Source organism: bacterium, from assembly GCA_017744355.1.
Taxonomy (GTDB): Bacteria; Cyanobacteriota; Sericytochromatia; order S15B-MN24; family UBA4093; genus JAGIBK01.
In genome coordinates, this window is record JAGIBK010000010.1 from 19,303 (window position 1) to 36,359 (window position 17,057).

17 protein-coding genes are annotated in these 17,057 nt (G+C 66.3%); 11 read left to right on the forward strand and 6 right to left on the reverse strand.

Going from position 1 to position 17,057, the window contains the following annotated elements; genetic code table 11:
* Positions 1 to 150 precede the first annotated feature (150 nt).
* On the reverse strand, positions 151 to 1,470 hold the full coding sequence (locus tag J7643_18905) for a hypothetical protein (protein MBO9542663.1): 1,320 nt from the start codon (positions 1,468 to 1,470) through the stop codon (positions 151 to 153).
* Between the two features lie 181 nt (positions 1,471 to 1,651).
* Between J7643_18905 and J7643_18910 the strand changes: the two genes are divergently transcribed.
* Both J7643_18910 and J7643_18915 read left to right on the forward strand, forming a co-directional pair.
* Positions 1,652 to 2,056 carry a DUF2267 domain-containing protein gene (locus J7643_18910; protein MBO9542664.1) on the forward strand — a complete coding sequence of 135 codons (405 nt, stop codon included), beginning with the start codon at positions 1,652 to 1,654 and terminating at the stop codon, positions 2,054 to 2,056.
* Positions 2,057 to 2,084: 28 nt separating this feature from the next.
* On the forward strand, positions 2,085 to 3,152 hold the full coding sequence (locus J7643_18915) for an alpha/beta fold hydrolase (protein ID MBO9542665.1): 1,068 nt from the start codon (positions 2,085 to 2,087) through the stop codon (positions 3,150 to 3,152).
* Positions 3,153 to 3,205: 53 nt separating this feature from the next.
* Here J7643_18915 and J7643_18920 read toward each other — a convergent pair whose 3' ends face one another.
* Both J7643_18920 and J7643_18925 read right to left on the reverse strand, forming a co-directional pair.
* On the reverse strand, positions 3,206 to 3,769 hold the full coding sequence (locus tag J7643_18920; protein ID MBO9542666.1) for a hypothetical protein: 564 nt from the start codon (positions 3,767 to 3,769) through the stop codon (positions 3,206 to 3,208).
* Between the two features lie 104 nt (positions 3,770 to 3,873).
* The gene (locus J7643_18925) at positions 3,874 to 5,118 is read right to left on the reverse strand and encodes a PD40 domain-containing protein (GenBank protein ID MBO9542667.1); all 1,245 of its coding nucleotides are present in this window, start codon (positions 5,116 to 5,118) and stop codon (positions 3,874 to 3,876) included.
* Positions 5,119 to 5,294: 176 nt separating this feature from the next.
* Here J7643_18925 and J7643_18930 point away from each other — a divergent pair, with 176 nt between their 5' ends.
* The 3 genes from J7643_18930 (at position 5,295) to J7643_18940 (ending at position 7,184) form a co-directional block, all read left to right on the forward strand.
* Positions 5,295 to 5,609, forward strand: coding sequence for a hypothetical protein (locus J7643_18930; protein ID MBO9542668.1), 315 nt, complete (start codon positions 5,295 to 5,297; stop codon positions 5,607 to 5,609).
* Complete coding sequence (locus J7643_18935; GenBank protein MBO9542669.1) at positions 5,606 to 6,553, forward strand: LCP family protein; 948 nt, start codon at positions 5,606 to 5,608, stop codon at positions 6,551 to 6,553. Before J7643_18930 ends, J7643_18935 begins: the two co-directional genes overlap by 4 nt.
* 133 nt (positions 6,554 to 6,686) lie before the next feature.
* Positions 6,687 to 7,184 (forward strand): hypothetical protein, encoded by a 498-nt coding sequence (locus tag J7643_18940; protein ID MBO9542670.1) that lies wholly within the window; start codon positions 6,687 to 6,689, stop codon positions 7,182 to 7,184.
* 72 nt (positions 7,185 to 7,256) lie between these two features.
* Here J7643_18940 and J7643_18945 read toward each other — a convergent pair whose 3' ends face one another.
* Positions 7,257 to 7,553 (reverse strand): hypothetical protein, encoded by a 297-nt coding sequence (locus J7643_18945; protein MBO9542671.1) that lies wholly within the window; start codon positions 7,551 to 7,553, stop codon positions 7,257 to 7,259.
* 175 nt (positions 7,554 to 7,728) lie between these two features.
* Complete coding sequence (locus tag J7643_18950; GenBank protein MBO9542672.1) at positions 7,729 to 8,235, reverse strand: DNA recombination-mediator protein A; 507 nt, start codon at positions 8,233 to 8,235, stop codon at positions 7,729 to 7,731.
* A gap of 237 nt (positions 8,236 to 8,472) precedes the next feature.
* Here J7643_18950 and J7643_18955 point away from each other — a divergent pair, with 237 nt between their 5' ends.
* The 6 genes from J7643_18955 to J7643_18980 all read left to right on the forward strand — a co-directional run bounded on the left by J7643_18955 (position 8,473) and on the right by J7643_18980 (position 16,344).
* Complete coding sequence (locus tag J7643_18955; GenBank protein ID MBO9542673.1) at positions 8,473 to 10,716, forward strand: UvrD-helicase domain-containing protein; 2,244 nt, start codon at positions 8,473 to 8,475, stop codon at positions 10,714 to 10,716.
* Positions 10,717 to 10,779: 63 nt separating this feature from the next.
* The gene (locus J7643_18960; protein MBO9542674.1) at positions 10,780 to 11,241 is read left to right on the forward strand and encodes an ATP-binding protein; all 462 of its coding nucleotides are present in this window, start codon (positions 10,780 to 10,782) and stop codon (positions 11,239 to 11,241) included.
* Entirely contained in the window at positions 11,238 to 11,585 is a 348-nt protein-coding gene (locus tag J7643_18965) for an STAS domain-containing protein (GenBank protein ID MBO9542675.1), read from the forward strand. The genes J7643_18960 and J7643_18965 overlap by 4 nt, the downstream gene beginning before the upstream one ends.
* A 39-nt stretch (positions 11,586 to 11,624) precedes the next feature.
* The gene (locus J7643_18970; GenBank protein MBO9542676.1) at positions 11,625 to 13,175 is read left to right on the forward strand and encodes a diguanylate cyclase; all 1,551 of its coding nucleotides are present in this window, start codon (positions 11,625 to 11,627) and stop codon (positions 13,173 to 13,175) included.
* Between the two features lie 171 nt (positions 13,176 to 13,346).
* Positions 13,347 to 15,491 carry a sodium-translocating pyrophosphatase gene (locus J7643_18975; GenBank protein ID MBO9542677.1) on the forward strand — a complete coding sequence of 715 codons (2,145 nt, stop codon included), beginning with the start codon at positions 13,347 to 13,349 and terminating at the stop codon, positions 15,489 to 15,491.
* Between the two features lie 79 nt (positions 15,492 to 15,570).
* Positions 15,571 to 16,344 carry an HD domain-containing protein gene (locus J7643_18980; protein MBO9542678.1) on the forward strand — a complete coding sequence of 258 codons (774 nt, stop codon included), beginning with the start codon at positions 15,571 to 15,573 and terminating at the stop codon, positions 16,342 to 16,344.
* Positions 16,345 to 16,381: 37 nt separating this feature from the next.
* Here J7643_18980 and J7643_18985 read toward each other — a convergent pair whose 3' ends face one another.
* Complete coding sequence (locus J7643_18985; protein ID MBO9542679.1) at positions 16,382 to 17,056, reverse strand: pentapeptide repeat-containing protein; 675 nt, start codon at positions 17,054 to 17,056, stop codon at positions 16,382 to 16,384.
* Between the last annotated feature and the right edge of the window lies 1 nt (position 17,057).

A 17,057-nucleotide genomic window follows, 5' to 3' on the forward strand; every position in this document is an offset into this window, starting at 1 on the left:
GGGAGTCGGTAGCACTTGTCCGATTCTGCGCTTTTCCTGGGGGGCTTGTCGCGCTTATTTTGAAGATTTAACGGATAAATAAAGCAATTCAAACGGTAGGACGAAGCTAGATGTGAAATTATCGGCGATTTTGTGCCGTTTTCGCTCCGTTTAATCGAAGAGGCTCGCGATTCCCTTCCCGATGGAGCGGCCTAGCGAGACGACCCCATCCACGATCGCACCACCTGCCGTCGCGGCCTGATCGGCAATCTCCTCGGCGCCCTTGCCGATGAGCTTGATACCGTTGGTGAAGTTGGAGGCCACGACCTTGGGCAGGTCTTCGATGCCCGGCTCGTCCTGGGCCGGATCGGCCTTCTTGCCGCCGGTGAGCGCGCGGATGCCCTTGGAGACGGTGTTGATCAAGAGGCCCGGGATGGGCAGGATGGGGGCACCCACCGTCTGGATGACGCCCTTGGGCAGGTTGCCGAGCCCCACGGTGAGGGTGGCCCCGGCGCCGCCGCCGACGCCCGCGGCCGCCTTGGCACCGGCTCCCAGCGTGATGGCCCCGTCCTTGATTGCGATGACGCCGTCGAGGCCCGCGCCGACCCCGGCGAGAGCCTCGGCCGATCCGCTCGCGCCCACCTGGATGAGCCCGAGGATCGAGGCGAAGCCCTTGGCCTGGGCTTTGCTCCAGGCACCCGAGACGGCTTCGGCGGCCGCGCCGATCCCGAAGGAGGGCAGCCCGAACCGGTCGATTCCGAGGTGAAGGCCGCTCTTGGCTTTGGTCTTGGTTCCGGTGACGGCCTCGCCTTCGAGGGCGGCCCCCACGATCTTTTGCTCCTTGAGGGCGACTTCGCCGGCGACCTCGCCGCGGGCGCGGGCGTAGGCCTCGGCGCTCGCTTCGGCCTGGGCGTCGAAGGAGGTCGGCGTGGCGACCAGCGATGCGTTCCCCTGAGCGCGCGCCACCAGCTCGGCGTCCACGCTCACCATGCCGGTGGCCGTCGCGTTCGAGCCGAGTTGGGCCTGGCCGATTGCGGCCGCGCGGATGCGGGCGGCCGCTTCGGCGAGAAGGGTCCCCTGGGCTGCGACCAGCTTGGGGGCGATCAGGGCGAAGCCCTCGGCGGCGGCTCTGGCGGTGCCCTCGGCTTCGAGACCGGCCGCACCGCGCAGGGCGAGCGCGCCGATGGAGGTCTGGCCTGCCGCCTGGGCCCTGATGCTCGCCGTGGCAGCGGCTTCGGCCTGGGCGCGAAGCGCCGAGAGGGTGGGGCCGTCCACCATGGTCATGGTGGCCTGGCTGCGGGCTGCGGCGTCGAAACGATAGGAGTCGCCCTCGCGCTGCGTGCGGGCTTCGTGCTGGACGGTGTGGGTTTCGATGCGCGGCGCAGGAGGCGCGGTCGGGGCAGGGTTCGCCAGCGCGTGCAGCCGCCGCAGGCGCTCCGCATGGGCGGGGCCTCCGGTGAATGGCTGGTTGTTGGCTTGTAGCGCGCCCATGGGCTCTCCTCGTCACAGGGACTAGAAAGGTTATCGACGCTCGGGTTACAGGGATCGGTAAAGACCCGGCTAAACCTCATTAATGCCTGGCTTAATCCGGCCGTTTGCGCCTTGCCTCACCAGGGCCGATCCCCGATGATGCGGCCCGTGGCGAAGACCAGACCCAGGACAGGAGGGCGTGATGAAAAAGGAAACGTTTATCCACCGGATCCAGGAGCTTGCGGGGATCCAGGAGCGCAAGCGCGCCGAGGAGGCGACCGAGGCGGTCCTCGGCACCCTCTGCGGTCGTATCACGCGGGAGGAGGCCAAGGACCTCGCCTCCCAACTGCCCGATGGGATCGACTCCCTGTGCCAGGGCAATCTTCTCAAGGAGCTGGTCCGCCGGGTGGAGGGCCCCAAGCGGCTTGAGCGAGACGCCTTCGTCTCGGCGGTGGCCGACAAGATCCACCTCGAGGACAAGACGGAGGCCGCGCGGGTCACGACCGCGGTCTTCCGCACCCTCAAGGAGCAGATCTCTCAGGGCGAGGCCGAGGACGTGGCCTCTCAGTTGCCGCAGAAGCTCAAGGTCATGTGGCTCGAAAGCTAGCCACCGGCGTCGGTGCTATCATGGCGGGATGCAGTTCAAGCAGCCTCCCGCCTTCGAACCGACGGCCTTCGAGCCCCATCCTCTCTTCCGCCATCCGCACCTGCAGACGGTGATCGGAGAGGTCTTGCCCCGCCACTTCGCGAGCCGCCACGCCGCCTGGCTTGCCGCCGGTCGGGAGGAGCAGTTCGTCCTGGCGGACGGCGATAGGCTCCAGGCCGTGGTGCACCTGCACCCGGGTGATCCCGAGCGCTTGCGGCCGGTGGTGCTGCACCTGCACGGCCTGGAGGGCAGCGCTGAGGCCCGCTATCAGCGGGGGATGAGCGCCAAGGCCTTCGCCGCGGGCTTCCACTCGGTCCGCCTCAACTTCCGCAACTGCGGCGACACCGAGCACCTGGCCCGTGCCCTCTACAACGGCCGATCCACGGATGACGTGCTCGCCGTTCTGGGCGCCCTGCGCGGGCACTGGGGCTTCTCGACCCTCTACGCGACGGGGGTCTCGCTCGGGGCGAATCTCTTGCTGCGCTTGCTCGCCGATGCGGGCGAGCAACTGCCGGACGGCTTCGCCGGGGCGGTCGCTGTCTCGCCGCCGGTGGACATGGCCATGACGGGCGAGGCGCTGGGGCAGGGGCTCAATCGCGGCTACTCGGCCTATTTTCTCGGCCTGCTCAAGCGCAAGATGCACCGCAAGCACCGCCTCAGCCCCGGGGGCGAGACCCTTGCGCCGCTCATCGCGCAGTTGCGCGATGTGCGTACGCTGCGGGCTTTCGACGAGCTGGTGACGGCCCCCCTCTCGGGCTACGCGGACGCGGCGGCCTACTACGCACATGCGAGCTCGGGCGACGATCTGCACCGGATCCAGGCGCCGGCCTTGATCATCCACGCCCAGGACGACCCCTTCTTGCCCTACGGCATGTACGCGCCCCGAATGGAGGCGATCGCCGCCAACCCTTACCTCACGACCATTTTTCCGGCGCACGGGGGCCATGTGGGCTTCTTGATGCCCAAGGGCCGCCCTGTTCGTAAGCCCTGGATGGACGAGTGGTGGGCCGAGAACGAGGCGATCGCCTACCTCCAGGCCCTGCACGAGGCCCGCTGAGCACGAAGAAAGGGCGCCCCAGACGGGGCGCCCTTTCTCGATGGGATGAAGCCTTAGAACTTCGGAACGATCACGAAGCGGTTGGCCTTGAGGCTGAAGTTGAGGTAGTAGGTCGTGACGGCGCCATCGGGACGCACGGCGGTCATTTCCTTGGTCTGGGAGTTCCAGCGGACCACGTTGGACTGGTAGCCCTTGGCGAAGCTGGTGGTGTCGAAGTAGAACTTGAGGTCGCCGCGCTTGCCGGCGGCCAGGTCGGTGGCCTGCTGGAGGTACTGGGCGGCCGAGGTGACCTTGGGGTTGAACTCGTGGCCGTGCTTGAGGAAGTGGGTCTCGAGGTTCTGCTCGGCGGTCAGGTTGGCCGCGGGACGCGAGGCGAACTGGCCGTTGGGCGCCATGTTGCGGCTCTTCGAGATGATGTCGAGCTGCTCGTCGGTCAGCTTCACGCCGAGGGCGGAGACCGCCTTGATGAACTCGGCCTTGGTCGTGGGCTCGGCGGCGAGGGCCTTGCTCGTCTGCGTGTTGGACGAGGCGACGATGCCGGTGCCGGCAAGACCGCAGCCGCTCAGCGACAGGAGCAAAGTGGAGAGGGCGAGCGCGGAGAACAGCTGCTTCTTCATTGGGTACCTCGGTGAGGGGATGGGGGCCACTCTCCTTATCCCCGGTTTTGGATCCAACCTTGCTAATGTGATCTAATGTTTGTGTTAAGAAGTGGTAATGATGCTCATTCCAGCGGGATCATTTCTTCGATCCCGCGCCCGCTGACGTAGTAGAGGCGATCGCCTCCGGGAGAAAGGCACAGGCTGCCGACTTGGAGGCTGGCGTCGTAGCCGATGCTCACCGCGCCGAGGTTGTAGGCGCTCGTGTCGTCCAAGCGCCGCTTGAGGACGCTGCGCCCCGAGCGGAAGTACACCCAGGCCTGATCGGGCGAGAGGGTGTGGTCGTACTCGCTGTAGAACCAGAGCTTTTGAAGCTGCGCGCTTCCTGGATCGAGCAGGAAGAGGCCGTCGCCATCCGTCTGGCCGTAAGTGTAACTCAGGGTGCAGAACATGGGCTTGTGGAAGAGGATCCCGCGCGGGGTCCACTGGATCGGGCCGAAGCCGAAGCTCCACTGGGGATGGATGGGAAAGCGCGCAAGCGATGTCTCGCGACCCATGGCGTCCCGCTTGACGATTTCAAGCTGATTTTCACCCGTAAGGCCCAGATCCGGCGCTGTCCAAGCTTCCTGGACCTGGGCGAGGTAGGCGAGTGCCGTGCCGTCCGGTGAAAAGGCGGGTGCCAGCAGGGGAGTGGCGCTCGAGGTGGCGAGCTGAACCGGTCCGGCGGGATCGGACCCGGTGCCGAGCCAGAGCTCGTAGCGAGGCGGGATCGAGCCACTCGAAGCCACGGCGTAGGCGAGCCCCCCGGATCCCCAGTCGAAGGAGTCGAGGCGATCGCCTGGCGCGAGCCCGAAGTCGCGTACGATCCGAGCCCCGCTGCCGTCGAGGGTGATGCGCTTGAGGGCGCCGTCCTCGACGAAGGCCAGGCCGTTGCCGTCGGGGGTGAGGGTCAGGCTGGTCAAGGGCAGGCCTTCGCTCGGGTCGTAGAGGGTCCGGCTGGGATAGATCACCCGGTGGTTGGAGAGGGTGACGGTCGAGACATTCGCCGATGGGCTCGAGAGGCTCACGGCCTGCTGCTGGGGGAAGTAGCGCGGCTGCTCGAATTCGAGCGCGTAGCTCCCGTAGGGGATCCCCTCGAAGGCGTAGCGTCCCTTGGTGTCCGTGTGCACCTCGCGCGAAAGCGTCGCCGAGCGCAGGCGGACTTTGAGCCCCTCGTGTCGGATCAACCCTTCGAACCGGGCCGTCCCCGAGATGCTGCCCGTTGGCTCGGGCGCCGGGCTCGGGGAGAGGGGGCCGGCCGGCGCGCGGCAGCCCGCGATGATCGCGCTCGCGAGGAAAAGGGCCGTGAAAAGGGGAAGGGCCTGCGGCATGACGGGGTCTCCCGGAGGGGCGGCACGACTCCCGTACCCGAAACGGTCCACCGAGCGACCCCCCGCTTGTTTGCTATCGACGAGGCGATCCGGCAAAAACGGCCGTTGAGCACGCCGAGACGGCGTGATTCCATAGAGGCCTTGCGCTGTTCGACGTGGGAGAAGGAGGCAAGCCGATGGGCTTCAGGCCTCTGGGTGCGCTGCTCTGGGGCGTGGGGATCGCCGTGCTCCTCTACGGGATCGCCTTCTTCGGCCTGATGACGGGGCGCCTCGGGGTGGACCCGGCCTTCGGCTGCGGGGTCGTGGCCTTCCTCGTCGGGGTCGGGTCGCTGGCCGTCTTCCTCTGGGCCATGCTGCTCGATTGCCTTAGGCGACCCTTCGATGAGGGAGAGACCCGCCGCCTGCTCTATGCGGCCTTGATTGTGGGCTTGGTGCCCGTGGGGGCGCTGCTCTACTACTTCAGGGTCGTGCGCCCGGGAGCGCGGTCATGACCCGCCGCCAAGGCGTCGCCCTGGCCCTGACGGCCCTCTTGAGCTTCGGCCTGGGCGGCGTCTCGGGTTACGTGGTGGGCGATCTCTTGCGACCGCCGCCGCCGCCCGTGGTGCTCGCATCGCTTCCTCCCGCGCCGACGCCGACCCCCCACGCCGATGCGCAGACGATCCTCGTCATGGCGAGCGACGCCAAGGGGGACGACGGCCGCGACTCGCTCCACAGCAACACCGACTCCATGCTCTTGATCCACATGGATTCGACGGCCAAGCGCCTGAGCGTGCTTGCCATCCCCCGCGACACCCGCACGGCGATCGAGGGGCACGGCACCTTCAAGGTCAACGCCGCCAACGCCTACGGCGGGCCGGAGCTCGCCAAGCGCACCGTCTCGCGGCTGGTCGGGGTGCCGATCGATCGCTACCTGCTCTTGAGCCTGCGCGGGGTGCGCGCGGCGGTCGACGCCATCGGCGGGGTCGAGGTGACGGTGCCCAAGCGCATGTACTACCGTGATCGCGCCGGAGGTCTGACGATCGATCTGCAACCGGGTCGCCAGCGCCTCTCGGGCCGGCAGGCCGAGGCCTTCTTGCGCTTTCGCCACGACGATGAGGGCGACATCGGGCGCATCCATCGCCATCAGGCCTTCATGACCGAGCTCGCGAGCCAGGTCTTCGGCCCCCGGAGCTTCTTCCAGATCCCGGCGCTGTGGGTGGCCCTGCGCGGCCACGTCGAGACGGATCTCTCGACCGCCGAGGCCCTGCGCATCGCCCACACGGTGCGCGGCCTGGATCTGGCGAACGGCGTCGAGATGGTGGTGCTGCCCGGTCACGAGGATCGCAGCCGAGGCCCCTGGTACTGGGAGGCCGACCTGGCGGCGATCGAGCCCTTCTTGGCGCGCAACTTTCGCAAACCCGCCGTGAATCCGCCGCCCGCCTCCGAGGGCGGCTGATGTTCTAGGAGGTTTACGATTTCTTTCTCAGTTGATAACAAATCCTAAAACTCAAGGGCGAAAGATCGATCCATTGGGAGACGACAATCCCTCTCAGCTATCATCCATCACGCTGAGAAGGAGGCCGTTCTTCATGTTCAAGCGCCTGACCCTGACGCTCGCCGCTCTGACGCTCCTGGCCGGTTGCGGGATTGCACCCCAGGCAGGGGTGGGGACTTCCGCCGCGACGGGCGAGATGCAGGCGAACAGCCTTTTCGGCGGCTTCAAAGAGAAGAACTACGCCGCCTCGGCCACCATCGCGGAGCTGCGGAAGCTCGCCGACGACGACGTCCACAACAAGGCCAACGCGGGCAAGCGCTTCCAGGCGACGGGGGTCTTGAACGCTTCAATCGGCGACATGCAATTGGTGGACAAGAACGACGTCACCCTCTCGCTTTCCGGCGAGGGTGGCGATTACGCCTACATCCACCGGGAGCGCTTCATCTTGCGCAGCGGCGCCGATGCCTTCATCAAGAAGGTGGGCGCAGGCGAGCGGGTCACGGTCTACTTCACGGTGAAGACGGGCAATCTCAACACCCGCCTCCATGTCGATGCGATCAAGCGGGCGGACGGCAAGGTCGTCACCCTCTAAGCTCTGCTTCCTTAGCACGAACCAGCCCCCTCTCACCTTTCGGCGAGAGGGGGCTGGTTCGTGCACCGTGTCTTAGAGCACCACGTGGTTCTGCCAGGCGCGGTAGGGATCGGGGGCGCTGGCGGTAGCGAGCGGCTTCTCGCTCGGCGAGCGGCGGTAGAGCGCTTCGAACTGGCGCTGGCGATCGCGCAGCCGATGCAGCATGTAGTCGAAGTACTCCTGAAGCTGCGTGTACTCGGGATGGACCGAGATCTCGGTGAAGAAGTTGGTCTCCCGGCAGCGGGTCACCACCTCGCGCTTGTGCTCGTGCGCGAGCTCCAGCAAGAGCATCGCTTCGGCGCGGCTGTAGATGGAGAATTGATACGTCATGGCGTCGCCCCCCTTGCCCTGTTGGTGCAGAATCGGCCATGTATTAACTTTTGCTAAGTATAGCGTCCCCCCCATGACCGTCAACACTCGCTCCAAGCCCTATCGGCCGCCTCAAACGCCGACCGCGCCGGCCCCATCAATGGGGCCGGCGCGGTAGAAGGTGATAGGAAAGTGACTAGTCCAGGTAGAAGGAGGTGACGACCTTGTGCTTCTCCTGGGCGTACTTCACCGACTCCATGAGGGTGTGGCTGGAGTGGTAGAGGAAGCAGATGAGCTGCTGGCAGTTGTCGATGATCTCCTGGTTGCACATCTGCGAGGCCTGGGCCAGGGTCAGAAGGCGACGCTCGGAGTGCTCGCGCACGTTGGGCAGGGTGCTCAGGAGCTCCTGGCTCTCGGCGCTCTGCTGCGAGAGCGTCTGGGGCAGGATGACCGTGAGGTTGCCGGGATTGGCACGCTGCACGCCCTTGATGACGGCCGAGTTGGTGCCGGCGGCGCCCGAGGTCAGGACGTTGTTGCCGGTCAGCGCGAGCGCGTAGGCGAGCATCTCGATCAGCTGCTGGTGGGTCAGGGAGATGTGACGGGTGCCGAGGATCGCGATCTTCTTGGAGCCGGACGACTGAATCGTCTGGAGCTCGGCCATGAAGGCATCGACGGTCTGGGGAGAAGCGGTGGTAACGTCCATAGGATGCGGGGTCCCCCTCGAATGAGTGATGGTGGTCAGCGATCCCGGGCGGCCAGGTCAAAAGCTCGACTCCGGCGCATAGAGCCCATAAACTAAGGATAGAGCGTCTAACGAAACTGTTCCTTCTAGCCGCCAAAGGCGGCCAACCAGTGGCAATGCCTGGTTTTGTTAGATGCTCTTATCCCGAGAGAATAGCACGGTTGATTCTCTTCCGTCCAGCGGTAGCAAGGAGAACGCATGGCCACCCTCAATCCGGTTCAGCAAGCGGCTGTCGAGCACGTCCAGGGCCCGCTGCTGATCCTCGCGGGGGCCGGCTCCGGCAAGACCCGCGTCCTGACTCACCGCATCGCCCACCTCCTGCGCGCGGGCCACGCCCGCCCCTACGAGATCCTGGCCGTTACCTTCACCAACAAGGCCGCCAAGGAGCTCAAGGAGCGCTTGGATGTGCTCTTGCAAGCGGATGACATCAAGGCGTACGGCATGTGGGTAGGGACCTTCCACTCGATCTGCGCGCGGATCCTGCGCGAGGACATCGAGCTCTTGGGCGATCGCTACCGCCGGAACTTCGTGATCTACGACGACTCCGAGCAGCTGACGGTCATCAAGGACGGCCTTGCGCGCCTCGGCCTCGACGACAAGGCCTATCCGCCCCGCTCGGTGCTCTCGGCCATCTCGCGCGCTAAGAGTCACGGCCAGGACGTGGAGCGCTACCAAGCCGAGGCTCGCGGCCACACCGCCCAGGCCATCGGTAGCCTCTACGCCTACTACCAGCAAGAGCTGGTGCGCCAGAACGCCCTGGACTTCGACGACCTGCTCCTTTTGGCGGTCCGCCTCTTCAGGGCCGCTCCCGACGTGCTCGACAAGTATCGCAAGCGCTTCAAGCACGTCCTGGTCGACGAGTATCAGGACACCAACCAGACCCAGTACCAGCTGGTCTCGCTCTTGGCCTCAGGCCACCACAACCTGTGCGTGGTGGGCGACGTGGACCAGAGCATCTACTCGTTCCGCGCCGCGGACTTCCGGATCATCCTGCAGTTCCAGCAGGACTTCCCCGACGCCAAAGTCGTCACCCTGGTCGAGAACTACCGCTCGACCGGGCGCATCCTGCAGGCGGCCAACGCCGTCATCGAGAACAACGCCGAGCGCTATCCCAAGGAGCTTTGGACGAACAACCCCGAGGGCGAGAAGCTCGTGGTCTACGAGGCCGAGGACGAGCGGGGCGAGGCCAGCTGGGTGGTCGAGCAGATCCGTGGTCCCCTGCGGCAGGAAGGCTACGGCTCCGAGGCGATCGCCGTTCTCTATCGCACCAACGCCCAGTCCCGCGCCATCGAGGACGAGCTGATGCGCTGGGGGATCCCCTACCGCCTGATCGGGGGCACCCGCTTCTACGATCGTCGCGAGATCAAGGACGCCATGGCCTACCTGCGCCTGGCCTTCAACCCCTCGGACGACTCGGCCTTCTGCCGGATCGCGAACGTCCCGCGCCGGGGCCTGGGCGCCACCAGCCTGGGCAAGCTCGAAGAGGTCGCCCGCGAGCGCGGCATCTCCATGCTCGAGGCGGCGCTCGGCGAGGTGCCGACCCTAGGCCCCAAGCCGCGCAAGACCCTCGCCGATTTCGCCGCCTGGCTGATGGACTGGCACCGCAAGAGCGAGGACCTGAGCGTTCACGACACCCTCGCGCGCATGCTCGACGAGAGCGGCCTCTTGCCCGACTATCGCCGCGATACCAGCATCGAGGGCCGCGCCCGGGTCGAGAACCTGGAGGAATTGGTGACCGGTGCTCACCTCTTCTCGGAGGAGAGCGACGATCCTTCGCTGGGGGCTTTCCTGCTGACCACGGCGCTCGTTTCGGATGCGGACCAGGCCGCCGAGGGTGAGGCCGTCACCCTCATGACCCTGCACTCGGCCAAGGGGCTGGAGTTCCCGGTGGTCTTCCTGGTCGGGATGGAGGAGGGCCTTTTCCCGCACAAGCGCACCCTCGATCATCCCGACGAGATCGAGGAGGAGCGCCGGATCTGCTACGTGGGCATCACCCGTGCCGAGGAGCGTCTGTTCCTGAGCCACGCCGGGCGCCGCATGCTCTTCGGTCAGTCCCAGTTCGCCATCCCCTCGCGCTTCCTTTCCGAGCTCCCCGAGGACCTGGTCCGGACCATCACCCGGGTGGTGCCCGATGCCCCGCGCCGGGCCCGGATCCGGCAGGAGGAGCCGTGGCTCGACGAGGGCCTGGATGTTACATGGTCGGATGATTCGGGCATAGAAGAGGCGAGGGGCCGTTCATTGCGCCGAGCGCCCTCGAAGCCTCCCGCCGAGGTTTCTGCCCCCTTCGCCATGGGCGATCGCGTCGCGCACCCGGCCTTCGGGCACGGGGTCGTCGCCCGGATCATCGGATCGGGCGAACGGGTTTGCCTCGCGGTTTCCTTCCCCGGCCTGGGACAGAAGATTCTCGACCTGCGCTTTGCGCCGCTGGAGAGGCTGGACTAGCCAGGCGCTTCGTTTTCGTTTCTTGTAGCCGTGCCGCCTGACGGCGAGCGGCGCCGGAGGTGGATGTTGAATCAGAGACCAGGCACCTCGGATCTCCCGCAGGAGATTCAGCTGACCATCCCCATATTGCAAAATATGGAGGTCGCCGCCACCCAGACCGCCGAGGCCGTGGCCGGGTTCATGGAGTTCGATTCCGACCAGATCGACGAACTCAAGCACGCCCTCATCGAGGCTTGCATCAACGCCTTCGAGCACTCCAAGTCCCAGGAGAACAAGGTCTACATCCGCTTCGTGATGCGCCCCGACGACCTGATGGTGATCATCCAGGACTACGGGCAGGGCTTCGACCGCGAGTCGGTGCCTACGCCCGACATCAGCGCCAAGGTCGGCGGCAAGGACGACTACAAGCGGGGTTGGGGCCTCATGCTCATCGAAAGCATGATGGACTCCGTCGAGATCGCCTCCGGAGAGACCGGGACGATGATTACCATGATCAAGCTTCGGCAAAAGGGAGGTTCCCAGTGATCAACCAGTTCGCGGTCACCGTCCGCAAGGAAGGCGATTACGCCGTGCTCTACACGGACGGCTACATCAACAACCTCGGCGGCGAGAAGATCGGCGAGGCCGCCCTCGCGTTGCTGGGCGAGGGCGTCAAGCGCCTCGTCATCAACATGGAGAAGTCGACGGTCATCAACTCGATCGGCATCTCCATCCTGATCGAGGTGATCGAGAAGGTTCAGGAGATCAACGGGGGGCTCGCCTTCTGCGGCCTGACCAAGACCATCGCCAAGACCTTCACGATCATGGGCCTGGCTCAGTTCGCCACGCTCGCGGAGAGCGAGGAGCAGGCGATCGCCGCTCTGAGCTAAATTCCAAGCATGAGCCGCAGGCGCTAGGAGACCTTCCCCATGGAGCCCGACGTCGAAAACCCCAGCGAGCTGCTGGAGCGCCTCTTGATCTGCCTGTCGGGTCTGGGGGACATGGCCGCCGAGATCACGAGCAATTCGAACCTGAAGGGCTCCATGCGCACGGTGCTGCGCATGATCAAGGGCACCTTCGCCATCTCGAAGGCCGCCATCGTCCAGTGCCAACCCGAGACCCGCCGCCTCACCATGCTGGCGGCGATCGGCGTCGAAGAGCGCCTGGTGCTCAAGCTGAGCGATCGCGCCGAGCGCTTCTGGCTCTCCAACGACACCCCGCTCGACATGGAGGCCATGGAGCAGGAGCCCGCCCTTCGGCAGTTCCTCGCCCAGAACGAAGAGGTGCTCGCGCAACTGCCGACCACTCTCTGGATTCCTCTTGTCATGAAGGGGCAGTTCTACGGCCTGTTGGTCCTCTCGGACAAGCTGGGCGGGACGTCCTACTCGGCGACCGACCGGGATCTGCTGGGGGTCATGGCGCGCCAGATCGCGGTCGCCCTCCACAACCACTCTCTCAACTTCAAGCTGGATCTCAAGGTCGTCGAGCTGGAGCGCCTGCACGAGATCTCGAGCATCATCCACTCCAGCCTCAACCGCCAGACCATCGTCCGCGAGCTGGTCGGCAACGCGGTGTCGCTGCTCAACGCGCGGCGCGGCATCCTCATGAGCTACGACGAGCACGCCGAGCAGTTCGAGTTCGAGGCCGCCTTCGGCTTCACCTACTGGTCGGTCGGAGCCCGCTTCAAGGTCAGCGAGCTGTGGCTCGAGGACGTGCTCAGGTCGGGCGAGGGCCAGATCTGGCACGACCCGCTCATGATCCCGGCCGAACTCGACAGCTTCACCTGCCTCGCGGTGCCCATCAAGGTCCGGGACCGGGTGGTGGGCGTCCTCGCCGTCTTCGACAAGGAGGCGGGGATGGGCATCGGCTCGTTCACCGACAGCGATTGCCAGCTGCTCTCGGCGCTCGCGGTCCAGGCCGCGGCCAGTATCGAGAATGCGCGTCTCTACGAGCTCGCCACCGTCGACGGCCTCACCAAGCTCTACATCCGGCGGCACTTCGAGCAGCGCTTCGTCGAGGAGATGCGGCGCTCCCAGCGCTACGGCTCGCCGCTGTCCTTGATGATGATCGACATCGACTTCTTCAAGAAGTTCAACGACACCTACGGCCACGCCACCGGGGACGACGTCCTCAGGCTGGTGGCGGCCGTCATCCGCAAGTGTGTCCGCGAGGACCTGGACATCCCCGCGCGCTACGGCGGCGAGGAGATGATGGTCCTGATGCCCGAGACCGGCCCGGAAGGCGCCATGCTGCTCGCCGAGCGCATCCGCCATGCCATCGAGACGACGGATTTGCCCGGCCCCAACGGCGAGACCCTGCACGTGGCGGTCTCCATCGGGGTGGCGAGCTTCCCCGAGCACGCCAACACCGAGGAGGCCCTGATGGAGTTCGCCGACCAGGCCCTTTACGCCTCCAAGCGCGGCGGCCGCAACCGGGTCACCCTCTACTCCTCCGAGGCCGCTCCGCAAGAGATCTCTTAGGCCTTTTGCACTAGTAGCTCGCTTGGCCCCTCCCTAGCATGGCTCCGCCGGATGCCATCGCAGAGGAGGGGCTTCATGTCGCAACCAATCGCACAGACCCATGCGCAGCCGATCGCAGACCATCTGAGTACCGGGGCTCACCTCCAGAACGCGCAGTTCCCCATCGAGGGCATGCCTCTCGAAGGCGTCGCACCCCTCTTGGGGCCGGTCACGTGGGGGGCGGTGCTCGCCTCCCTCTTGGTGCTCGGCTACTCCATGCTGCTCGCGCGCAACGTGGTCATGCAGCCCGCGGGCAACGCGCGCATGCAGGAGATCTCGGGGGCCATCCAGGAGGGGGCCATGGCCTACCTCAACCGCCAGTACCGCACCATCGCGGTGGTCGGGGTGGTCCTCGCGATCCTCTTGGGGCTCGCCTTCAGGAGCCCGGTGCCTGCCATCGGCTTCGTCATCGGGGCGGTCTTCTCGGCGGCTGCCGGCTACGTGGGCATGAACATCTCGGTGCGCGCCAACGTCCGGACGGCCCAGGCCGCCGAGAAGGGCCTCGCCTCGGCCCTGTCGGTGGCCTTCAAGGGCGGGGCGGTGACGGGTATGGCGGTCGTGGGCCTGGGGCTCTTGGGGGTGGCGGGCATCTTCCTCGCCCTCTGGAACGGCCCCGGCGAGGTCGATACCTTCAACATGGCCATCGAGGGCCTGGCCTTCGGGGCCTCCTTGATCTCGCTGTTCGCGCGCCTGGGTGGCGGCATCTTTACCAAGGCCGCCGACGTGGGAGCGGACCTGGTGGGCAAGGTCGAGGCGGGGATCCCCGAGGACGACCCGCGCAACCCGGCCGTCATCGCTGACAACGTGGGCGACAACGTGGGCGACTGCGCGGGGATGGGGGCTGACCTCTTCGAGACCTACGTGGTCACCATGATCGCAGCCATCCTCTTGGGTCAGATGGCTTTCCCCGGCTCGTCGATCGGGGTGCTGATGCCCCTCGCGCTCGGCGGCGCCGCCATCGTGGCCTCGATCGTGGGGTCCTGGTTCGTCAAGCTCGGGGCCAACAACGCCATCATGGGCGCCCTCTACAAGGGGACGCTGGTCTCGACGGCCATCTCGGCGGTGCTGTTCTTCTTCATCAACCAGGCGATCACGGGGCAGGTGGCCTTCTTCCTCGCGTCGCTGGTGGGGCTCGCCGTCATGGTCCTCATCACGGTGATCACCGAGTACTACACCTCCACGGCGTATCGGCCGGTCAAGGAGATCGCGAAGGCCTCCCAGACGGGGGCCGCCACCAACATCATCTCCGGCCTCGCGGTGGGGATGGAGTCGACCCTCGCGCCCATCCTCGTCATCGCGGCCGGCATCGCCGCGGCCTTCTTCTCGACCTCCTGGGTCGCCGAGCTGATCGCTGCCTCCTTGCCGCCCGGCGTGGTGCCTCCCAGCCCGCTCATCGTGGGGACGTACGGGATCGCGATCGCAGCCGTCGCCATGCTCTCGAGCACCGGCATGGTGGTCGCCATCGACTCGTTCGGGCCCATCACCGACAACGCGGGCGGCATCGCCGAGATGAGCCACATGCCGCGCGAAATCCGCACCATCACCGATAGCCTGGATGCGGTGGGCAACACCACCAAGGCCGTTACCAAGGGCTACGCCATCGGTTCGGCGGGGCTTGCGGCCCTTGCGCTCTTCATCACCTTCACCCAGCGGGTGGACACGGCCTTTGCCGAGGAGGCCGCCCGGCTCGGTCGGAGCTTCGTGCCCATCGCCTACACCCTCCAGGATCCGCTCGTCATCATCGGCCTCTTCATCGGCGGGGTCTTGCCCTTCTTCGCCAGCTCCATGTTCATGAACGCGGTGGGCGAGGCGGCCCAGTCGGTCATCGTCGAGGTGCGCCGCCAGTTCCGCGAGATCCCGGGCATCATGGAGGGCGAGGCCAAGCCCGAGTACGGCAAGTGCGTTGACATCGTGACCCGCTCGGCCATCCGGCAGATGCTCTTGCCGGGTTTCCTCGCGGTGGCCGTGCCCCTGGTGGTCGGCTACGTGGCGGGCCCAAGAGCCCTGGGTGGGCTCTTGGCCGGGGCCATCCTCACGGGGCTCATGATGGCCCTCATGATGGCAACGGGCGGCGGAGCGTGGGATAATGCCAAGAAGTACATCGAGATGGGGGACTTCGGCGGCAAGGGCTCCGAGGCCCACAAGGCAGCGGTGGTCGGCGACACGGTGGGCGATCCCTTCAAGGACACCGCGGGTCCCGCCCTCAATCCGATGATCAAGATCGTCAACATCGTGGCGCTCTTGATGATCGGCCTGATGGTCCACCGCGCCTTCTAGCGCGATCGGTCTCTCTCCGCCCCCGGCGGGGCGGGGAGAGCCTGGCAAACCTGTTCCTTATCGTCTCTGGGAGAGAATCTTGCTCGAGTGGTTGCTCAGGCTCGTCGGCTACCTTAGCCTTTTCGCGGCCGTTTGCTATCTGGTCTACCTCTTCCTCCCCGTCGAGGAGGGAGGCCTGCGCAGTCGTATCGACGCCTGGGTCGAGGGCCTGTTTTCAGGCGACTTCAAACCCTTCGCCTCGTTCGCGGCTCCCCGCGCACGCATCGAGCAGCGCACGCCCGCCGAACAGGGGGCTGCCATGGCCCTCGTCGAGGGCTACGACGCGGACCACGCCGCCCGCATCGCCGCCACCGCCCGTCTCTTGGGTGAGGCGGCGGGCCTCGACGCTGAGGCCCTTGAGGCCCTGGTCGAGGCGGCCCACCTGCACGATGTGGGCGAGGAGGACTTCGCCGAGATCCTTTCGAAGCCTGGTCCCCTCTCGGTGGAGGAGCGCGATCGCCTGGGGGCTCACCCGCTCATCGGCGAGGCGATCGCCCGCACCCAGGCCCATCAGCCGGATGCGGCCTGGTGGGTGCGCTGGCACCACGAGCGCTTCGACGGCACGGGCTATCCGGACGGCCTGGTCGGCGACGAGATTCCCCTTCCGGCGCGCATCCTGGCGGTGGCGGACGCCTTCGAGGCCATCACCCACGCGCGCCCCTATCGACAGGCGCTCGATCCCCAGGATGCTTTGACGGAGCTGCGGAACCTCGCGGGCCTGCACTACGACCCTCACCTCATCGCGCTCTTCACCGATAAGGTCTTCCCGGCCCTGGTCGAGCCTCGCAAGGCCGAGGACCTTGGGGTCCACTAAGAGCGTTCAGCAAAGAGATTCGTCTAGCGCTTGCGGCTCAGTCCACGACGCTCACGCCGAGCAGGGCGGCGAAGTACTGGGACAGCTCGATGACCTGCCCCGCGTCGATCACCATCCCCTTGAGGTCGGCCGGTCGCACGTTGATCCCTTCCAGCCGGGCGCCCCGGAAGTCGGCACCGACGAGCTGAGCGCTGGTCAGGTTCGCACCGCTCAGGTCGGAGCCCTTGAAGCTCACACCCCGCAGGTCAGCCCCCTGGAAGTCGGCTTCGCGCAGGATGCAGCGCTCGAAGCTGACGCTGTTGAACAGGGCGAAGCGAAACTGGCTGAAGTCGAGCTTGCAATCCACGAAGCGCACGTCGCGGATCGTGGCTTCGTTGGCCTTGAGGCCGGTCATGCGGCCTTCGAGCACCTCGACCCGTTCGAGGGACGCATCCCCCAGATCCAGGTTGGAGAGGTCGCTGTGAGTGATGCGGACGTCCCGCAGCCGGGCGCGCTTCATGCGCGCGTCCGAGAGGCGCCCTTGCTCGATCAGCATGTACTCCAGCCGGAGGTCATCCCCCAGGCCCGCCGAGAAGTCCCAGTTCGAGAGGCACAGGTCGCTCAGTTGCGACCCCTTGCCGATCTCGAGTGGCAAAAGGGGCGCCTGCAGCGTCTCGGGAAGCTGCGGCGCCTGGATGAGGGTGGAAGCTGCTTTTTTGCGTAGATTGGCCATG